Source organism: Streptomyces sparsus, assembly GCF_054776295.1.
The window spans coordinates 1-5,698 of the sequence record NZ_BAAHCA010000262.1; the positions used below are offsets into that span (position 1 = coordinate 1).

Below are 5,698 nucleotides of genomic sequence, written 5' to 3' on the forward strand. Positions count from 1 at the left end.
GTGCTCGCCGTGTTCGCCGCGCAGGCAGTGGGCGTGCTGGACCGGCAGCGGCTCGTCGGCGAGGCCGAGCAGGCCCGCGCACTGGCCGAGGGCAACCGGATCCGCACCGCGCTGCTGGCCGCCGTCAGCCACGACCTGCGCACCCCGCTCGCCGCCATCAAGGCCGCCGTCACCTCGCTGCGCGCGGACGACGTCGCCTGGTCCGCCGCGGACGAGGCGGATCTGCTGGAGGCCATCGAGGACGGCGCCGACCGACTCGACCATCTGGTCGGCAACCTGCTCGACATGTCCCGCCTCCAGACCGGCACGGTCACCCCGCTCATCCGGGAGGCCGACCTCGACGAGGTGGTGCCCAAGGCGCTCGGCGGCGTGCCGGAGGGCAGCGTGCTGCTGGACGTGCCGGAGTCACTGCCGATGGTGGCCGTCGACCCGGGGCTGCTGGAACGCGCCGTGGCCAACGTGGTCGAGAACGCCGTGAAGTACAGTCCGCCCGGCGAGCGGGTGAAGGTGTCCGCGAGCGCCCTGCACGACCGCGTCGAGCTGCGCGTCACCGACCGCGGCCCGGGCGTGCCGGACAGCGACAAGGCCCGCATCTTCGAACCCTTCCAGCGGTACGGCGACGTGCCGCGCGGTGTGGGGGTCGGCCTCGGCCTGGCTGTTGCCAGGGGCTTCGCCGAGTCGATGGGCGGCACACTCGAAGCGGAGGACACCCCGGGCGGCGGCATGACGATGGTGCTCACGCTGCGGGCCGGAGCCGGCCGGCCGCCGCTCGACGCGCCGCTCTCCGCCTCGCTCACCTGACGGCTTCCACGTCACCCGAAGAACAGTTGAGGGGTTTCCCATGCATCGAGTGCTCGTGGTCGACGACGAGCCGCAGCTCGTCCGCGCGCTGGTGATCAACCTCCGGGCCCGCCGGTACGAGGTGGACACCGCGCCCGACGGGGCCACCGCGCTGCGGCTGGCCGCCGAGCGGCGCCCGGACGTCGTCATCCTCGACCTCGGACTGCCCGACATGGACGGCGTGGACGTCATCCGCGGCCTGCGCGGCTGGACCCGCGTCCCGGTCCTGGTGCTGTCCGCCCGGCACTCCTCCGACGAGAAGGTCGAGGCACTGGACGCGGGCGCCGACGACTACGTGACGAAGCCCTTCGGTATGGACGAGCTGCTGGCCCGGCTGCGGGCCGCGGTGCGCCGTGCCGAGCCCGCACCGGCCGCCGGGGACACCGCCCTGGTGGAGACGGCCACGTTCAGCGTCGACCTGGCCGCGAAGAAGGTGCACCGCGAGGGCCGCGACGTCCGGCTCACCCCCACCGAGTGGCACCTGCTGGAGGTCCTGGTGCGGCACACCGGCCGGCTGGTCGGCCAGAAGCAGCTGCTCCAGGAGGTCTGGGGCCCCTCCTACGGCTCTGAGACCAACTACCTGAGGGTCTACATGGCCCAGCTGCGCCGCAAGCTGGAACGGGACCCGTCGCACCCGCGGCACTTCGTGACCGAGCCCGGCATGGGGTACCGCTTCGAACCGTGACCGGCGGGCATGCCGGGACCGCCTCCGGCCCGGGTACTCTGGCGCATATGAGTGGTGCCACAAGGCCGGAGCGACGGCCTGGAAGGATACGGCGCTTCCTCGACAGGTTCGCGTCCTCCGAGGATGAGCAGCTTCCGGACGAGCCGGTGCGGGACTCCAGCGCCGGATGTACCCGGATCTGCGACTGCGGCGACCGGCAGATCGTCAAGGTGACCGGAACACTGCGCAGCGTTACACTCCGACCTCGGGCCGGCGCGCCCGCGCTGGAGGCGGAGCTCTTCGACGGCTCGGCGTCGCTGGACGTCGTCTGGCTCGGCCGGCGAGCCATCGCCGGCGTGGAGCCGGGCCGTACGCTGATCGCGTCGGGGCGGGTCACCATGAACCGCGGCCGGCCGGTGCTCTTCAACCCCAAGTACGAGCTGCGATCCCTCGGACAGGAGTAACGGGTGACCTCACTCGACAAGTCCTCTGCGGACCCCGAATCACCGACCGCCGACGTGGAGGTGACCAAGGCTGCCTTCCTGGAGGCGTTCGGCGGCGTCCGCGGCATGGTGGAGACCACCGTGCCGGGGCTGGTGTTCGTGCTGAGCTACACCATCAACCGTGACATCCACATCTCGGCCATCGCCGCTCTCGGCCTGTCCGCCCTCATGGCGCTGGCCAGGCTCGCCCGCCGCGACACCGTCAAGCACGCCTTCAGCGGCGTCTTCGGTGTCGCCATCGGCGCGGTGTTCGCCATGATGTCCGGCGAGGCGAAGAACTTCTACCTGCCCGGCATGCTCTACACCCTCGGCCTCGCGGTGGCCTACCTGGGCAGTTCCGCGGCCGGCTACCCGCTGCTGGGACTGATCCTCGGCCCGGTCTTCCGGGAGAACCTCTCCTGGCGCACCCGCAACCCGGGCCGCAAGCGGGCCTACACCAAAGCCAGTTACGCCTGGGGCCTGATCCTGCTGACCAAGTCGGCGATCACCTTCCCCATCTACTTCTGGGGTGACGTCACCCAGCTCGGCTGGCTACGGGTGGCCCTCGGCATTCCGCCGTTCCTGCTCGCCGTCTACCTCACCTGGATCTTCCTCGCGAAGGCCCCGCCGCCGATCGACGTGATCGCCGAGCTGGAGGCCGAGGAGGAGGCGGAGAAGCGCGCGAAGCGGGAACGCGAGGCCAAGCGCGAGGCCGCGAACGGCTCCAGCCTGCTGGACGCCGTGGCCCACGAGATCACCGCCGACGCCGAGCGCCGCATCGGTGCCGCCGGGGACGACCCGCACCCGGACCGGCCGCACCGCGCCGGCTGAGCCCGGCCCCGCCGCGAGCTAACCGGCTGAAGAGCCCTGGCCGGGCACGGACCCGAACACCAACGGGGGCCGACAGCACCCCTCGGTGCCGTCGGCCCCCGCTGCCGTGGGCGCGCGTGTCCGTCAGCCCTCGTCACGCTCGCGGTCGCGGCGGTTGCCGTTGGGTGCGTCGTCCCCACCGGAACCCTCGCGGATCACGGAGAGCAGCCCCTCGAGCTGCTCCTCGCGGTCCTGCGCCGCGACGAACAGCAGCTCGTCGCCGGCCGCCAGGGACTCCTCCGGGCTGGGCTTCAGCACCCGCGTGCCCCGGATGATGGTGACCAGCGCGGTGTCCTCCGGCCAGGCGACGTCACCCACCCGGGTGCCGGCCAGTGCGGCGTCCGGCGGCAGCGTGAGTTCCACCAGGTTGGCGTCGCCCTGGCTGAACCGCATCAGGCGCACCAGGTCGCCGACGCTCACGGCCTCCTCGACCAGCGCCGACATCAGGCGCGGCGTGGACACGGCGACGTCCACGCCCCACGCCTCGTTGAACAGCCACTCGTTCTTCGGGTTGTTGACCCGGGCCACCACCCGGGGCACGCCGTACTCGGTCTTGCCGAGCAGCGACACCACCAGGTTGACCTTGTCGTCACCCGTCGCGGCGATGACCACGTTGCAGCGCTGGAGCGCCGCCTCGTCGAGCGAGGAGATCTCGCAGGCGTCGGCGAGCAGCCACTCGGCCTGCGGCACCCGCTCCACCGAGATGGCCGTGGGCGCCTTGTCGATGAGCAGCACCTCGTGCCCGTTCTCCAGCAGCTCGCCCGCGATCGACCTGCCGACCGCTCCCGCTCCGGCAATGGCGACTCTCACCGCTGGTCCTCCCGCTCGTCACGTGCGGACACCGACCGGCTCCCGTTCACGGTGTCTCCTCCGGTCCGCGGTCGAAGACCGCCTCCACGTCGCCCACCGCGTCGCACCGCATCAGCACGTGCACGAGGTCGCCCTCCTGGAGCACCGTGTTGCTGTCCGGCAGCATCGCCTCGCCCATCCGGGTGATGAAGGCGATCCGGGTGCGCGACTCCTGCTGGAGCCTGCCGACGCGATGGCCGACCCAGCCGGGGGAGAGGTGCACCTCGGCGAGCTGCACACCGCCGGTCGGATCCAGCCACAGCGGCTCGGCTCCCGAGGGCAGCAGCCTGCGCAGCATCTGGTCCGCCGTCCACCGCACGGTGGCGACGGTCGGGATGCCGAGACGCTGGTAGACCTCTGCGCGCCGCGGGTCGTAGATGCGTGCGGCGACGTTGTCCACGCCGAACATCTCGCGCGCCACCCGGGCCGCGATGATGTTGGAGTTGTCACCGCTGCTGACTGCGGCGAACGCGCCCGCCTCCTCGATACCGGCTTCCCGGAGGGTGTCCTGGTCGAAGCCGACGCCGGTGACCCGGCGACCGCCGAACCCGGACCCGAGCCGCCGGAACGCGGTCGGGTCCTGGTCGATCACCGCGACGGTGTGCCCCTGGTTCTCCAGGGTCTTGGAGAGTGCGGCGCCGACGCGGCCGCACCCCATGATGACGATGTGCATGAGGGTGTTACCCCACACCTTCCCCTGCTGCGATCACCTGGGCGGACACCGTTCATCATCCTTCTGCGGCCGGGGCCGGGCAAACTCGGTGAACGGTCTGCCCCACGCTACCCGCCTCAGCCGGTGCCGGACGCACCCCGGTCCCGCTCGGCCCCGCCGGCTCCACCGTCCGCCGAGGGCGCACCCGCCCCACCGGCCCGGGCGGCTCCAGGGCCGTCGCCGGCTCCCGGTGCGTCGGCACCCGGGTCGTCGTCGGCGCGGTGGCGCAGGGCGCTGGGCCACCACACCACCGGCCCGGCGTCCCGCACCAGGGCGGGCACCAGCAGCGACCGCACCACCAGCGTGTCGAGCAGCACACCGAAGGCCACGATGAAGGCGATCTGCACCAGGAACGCCAGTGGGATGACCACCAGCGCCGCGAACGTCGCGGCGAGCACCACACCGGCCGAGGTGATCACCCCGCCGGTGGCCGTCAGTCCCCGGAGCACGCCGAGCCGGGTGCCGTGCAGCAGCGTCTCCTCGCGGACCCGCGTCATCAGGAAGATGTTGTAGTCGACGCCCAGCGCCACCAGGAAGACGAAGCCGTACAGCGGCACGGACGCGTCGGTGCCGGTGAAGCCGAAGCCGTACCGGAAGACGAGGGCGGCGACACCGAGCGTCGCGAGGAAGTTGAGCGCGACCGTCGCCACCAGGATCAACGGCATCACCAGCGAGCGCAGCAGCCAGATCAGGATCAGCCAGATGATGAGCAGCACCACCGGCGCGATCACCATCCGGTCCCGCTCACCGGTGGTCTGGGTGTCGTACTGCTGGGCGGTGTATCCGCCGACGAGGGCGTCACCCCCCGGCACGTCGTGCACCGCGTCCCGCAGCCGCAGCACGGTCTGCTTCGCCGCGTCGCTGTCCGCCGGGTCCGCCAGCGTCGCGTCGATGCGCACCCGGCCGTCCACCACCATCGGCTCGCCGCCGCCGGGCCGGCCCTCGGCGGTGACGGGAGCGGCCTCGGCGACCCCTTCCGTGCCCCGGGCGGCGGCCGTCACCTCGTCCGCCCGGTCCGCGTCGGCGATGATCACGGCGGGGTTGCCGGAACCACCGGGGAAGTGCTCGGCGAGCACCTCCTGCGCGGTGACCGAGGGCGCGTCGTTGACGAAGATCTCCTCCAGCGGCACCCCGTCCGACTTCAGCATCGGGGAGAACGCGGCACAGGCGGCCAGCGCGACCAGCGACGTCACCCACACCCGGCGCGGCGCCCGGTCCACCAGCGCCGCCACCCGGCCCCAGATCCCGGCGGGGGCCTTGCCCGGCCGGCCCGGGTCCTCG

7 protein-coding genes are annotated in these 5,698 nt (G+C 72.3%); 4 read left to right on the plus strand and 3 right to left on the minus strand.

Annotated features, from left to right (window positions below; genetic code table 11):
- The 4 genes from ACYVE9_RS13865 to ACYVE9_RS13880 form a co-directional block, all read left to right on the plus strand.
- On the plus strand, nucleotides 1–801 hold an 801-nt coding region (locus ACYVE9_RS13865), incomplete at its 5' end, for a sensor histidine kinase (protein ID WP_461028134.1).
- 40 nt (nucleotides 802–841) lie between these two features.
- On the plus strand, nucleotides 842–1,525 hold the full coding sequence (locus tag ACYVE9_RS13870) for a response regulator (protein WP_461028135.1): 684 nt from the start codon (nucleotides 842–844) through the stop codon (nucleotides 1,523–1,525).
- Between the two features lie 47 nt (nucleotides 1,526–1,572).
- Entirely contained in the window at nucleotides 1,573–1,968 is a 396-nt protein-coding gene (locus ACYVE9_RS13875; protein WP_461028136.1) for an OB-fold nucleic acid binding domain-containing protein, read from the plus strand.
- A gap of 3 nt (nucleotides 1,969–1,971) precedes the next feature.
- Nucleotides 1,972–2,817 carry a DUF3159 domain-containing protein gene (locus ACYVE9_RS13880; RefSeq protein WP_461028137.1) on the plus strand — a complete coding sequence of 282 codons (846 nt, stop codon included), beginning with the start codon at nucleotides 1,972–1,974 and terminating at the stop codon, nucleotides 2,815–2,817.
- Between the two features lie 123 nt (nucleotides 2,818–2,940).
- Here ACYVE9_RS13880 and ACYVE9_RS13885 read toward each other — a convergent pair whose 3' ends face one another.
- From ACYVE9_RS13885 to ACYVE9_RS13895, 3 genes are all read right to left on the minus strand, one after another.
- A complete protein-coding gene (locus ACYVE9_RS13885; protein WP_461028138.1) occupies nucleotides 2,941–3,666 on the minus strand; it encodes a potassium channel family protein in 726 nt (241 codons plus the stop codon).
- A 46-nt stretch (nucleotides 3,667–3,712) separates the two neighbouring features.
- The gene (locus ACYVE9_RS13890) at nucleotides 3,713–4,378 is read right to left on the minus strand and encodes a potassium channel family protein (protein WP_461028139.1); all 666 of its coding nucleotides are present in this window, start codon (nucleotides 4,376–4,378) and stop codon (nucleotides 3,713–3,715) included.
- 116 nt (nucleotides 4,379–4,494) lie between these two features.
- Nucleotides 4,495–5,698 (minus strand): MMPL family transporter (locus tag ACYVE9_RS13895; RefSeq protein WP_461028140.1); only part of this gene is annotated, 1,204 nt, incomplete at its 5' end.

Excerpts from the sequence above, each read along its gene's own strand:
- ACYVE9_RS13870 (WP_461028135.1), top strand. The coding sequence starts at position 842 with ATGCATCGAGTGCTCGTGGTCGACGACGAGCCGCAGCTCGTCCGCGCG.
- ACYVE9_RS13875 (WP_461028136.1), top strand. The coding sequence starts at position 1,573 with ATGAGTGGTGCCACAAGGCCGGAGCGACGGCCTGGAAGGATACGGCGC.
- ACYVE9_RS13890 (WP_461028139.1), bottom strand. The coding sequence starts at position 4,378 with ATGCACATCGTCATCATGGGGTGCGGCCGCGTCGGCGCCGCACTCTCC.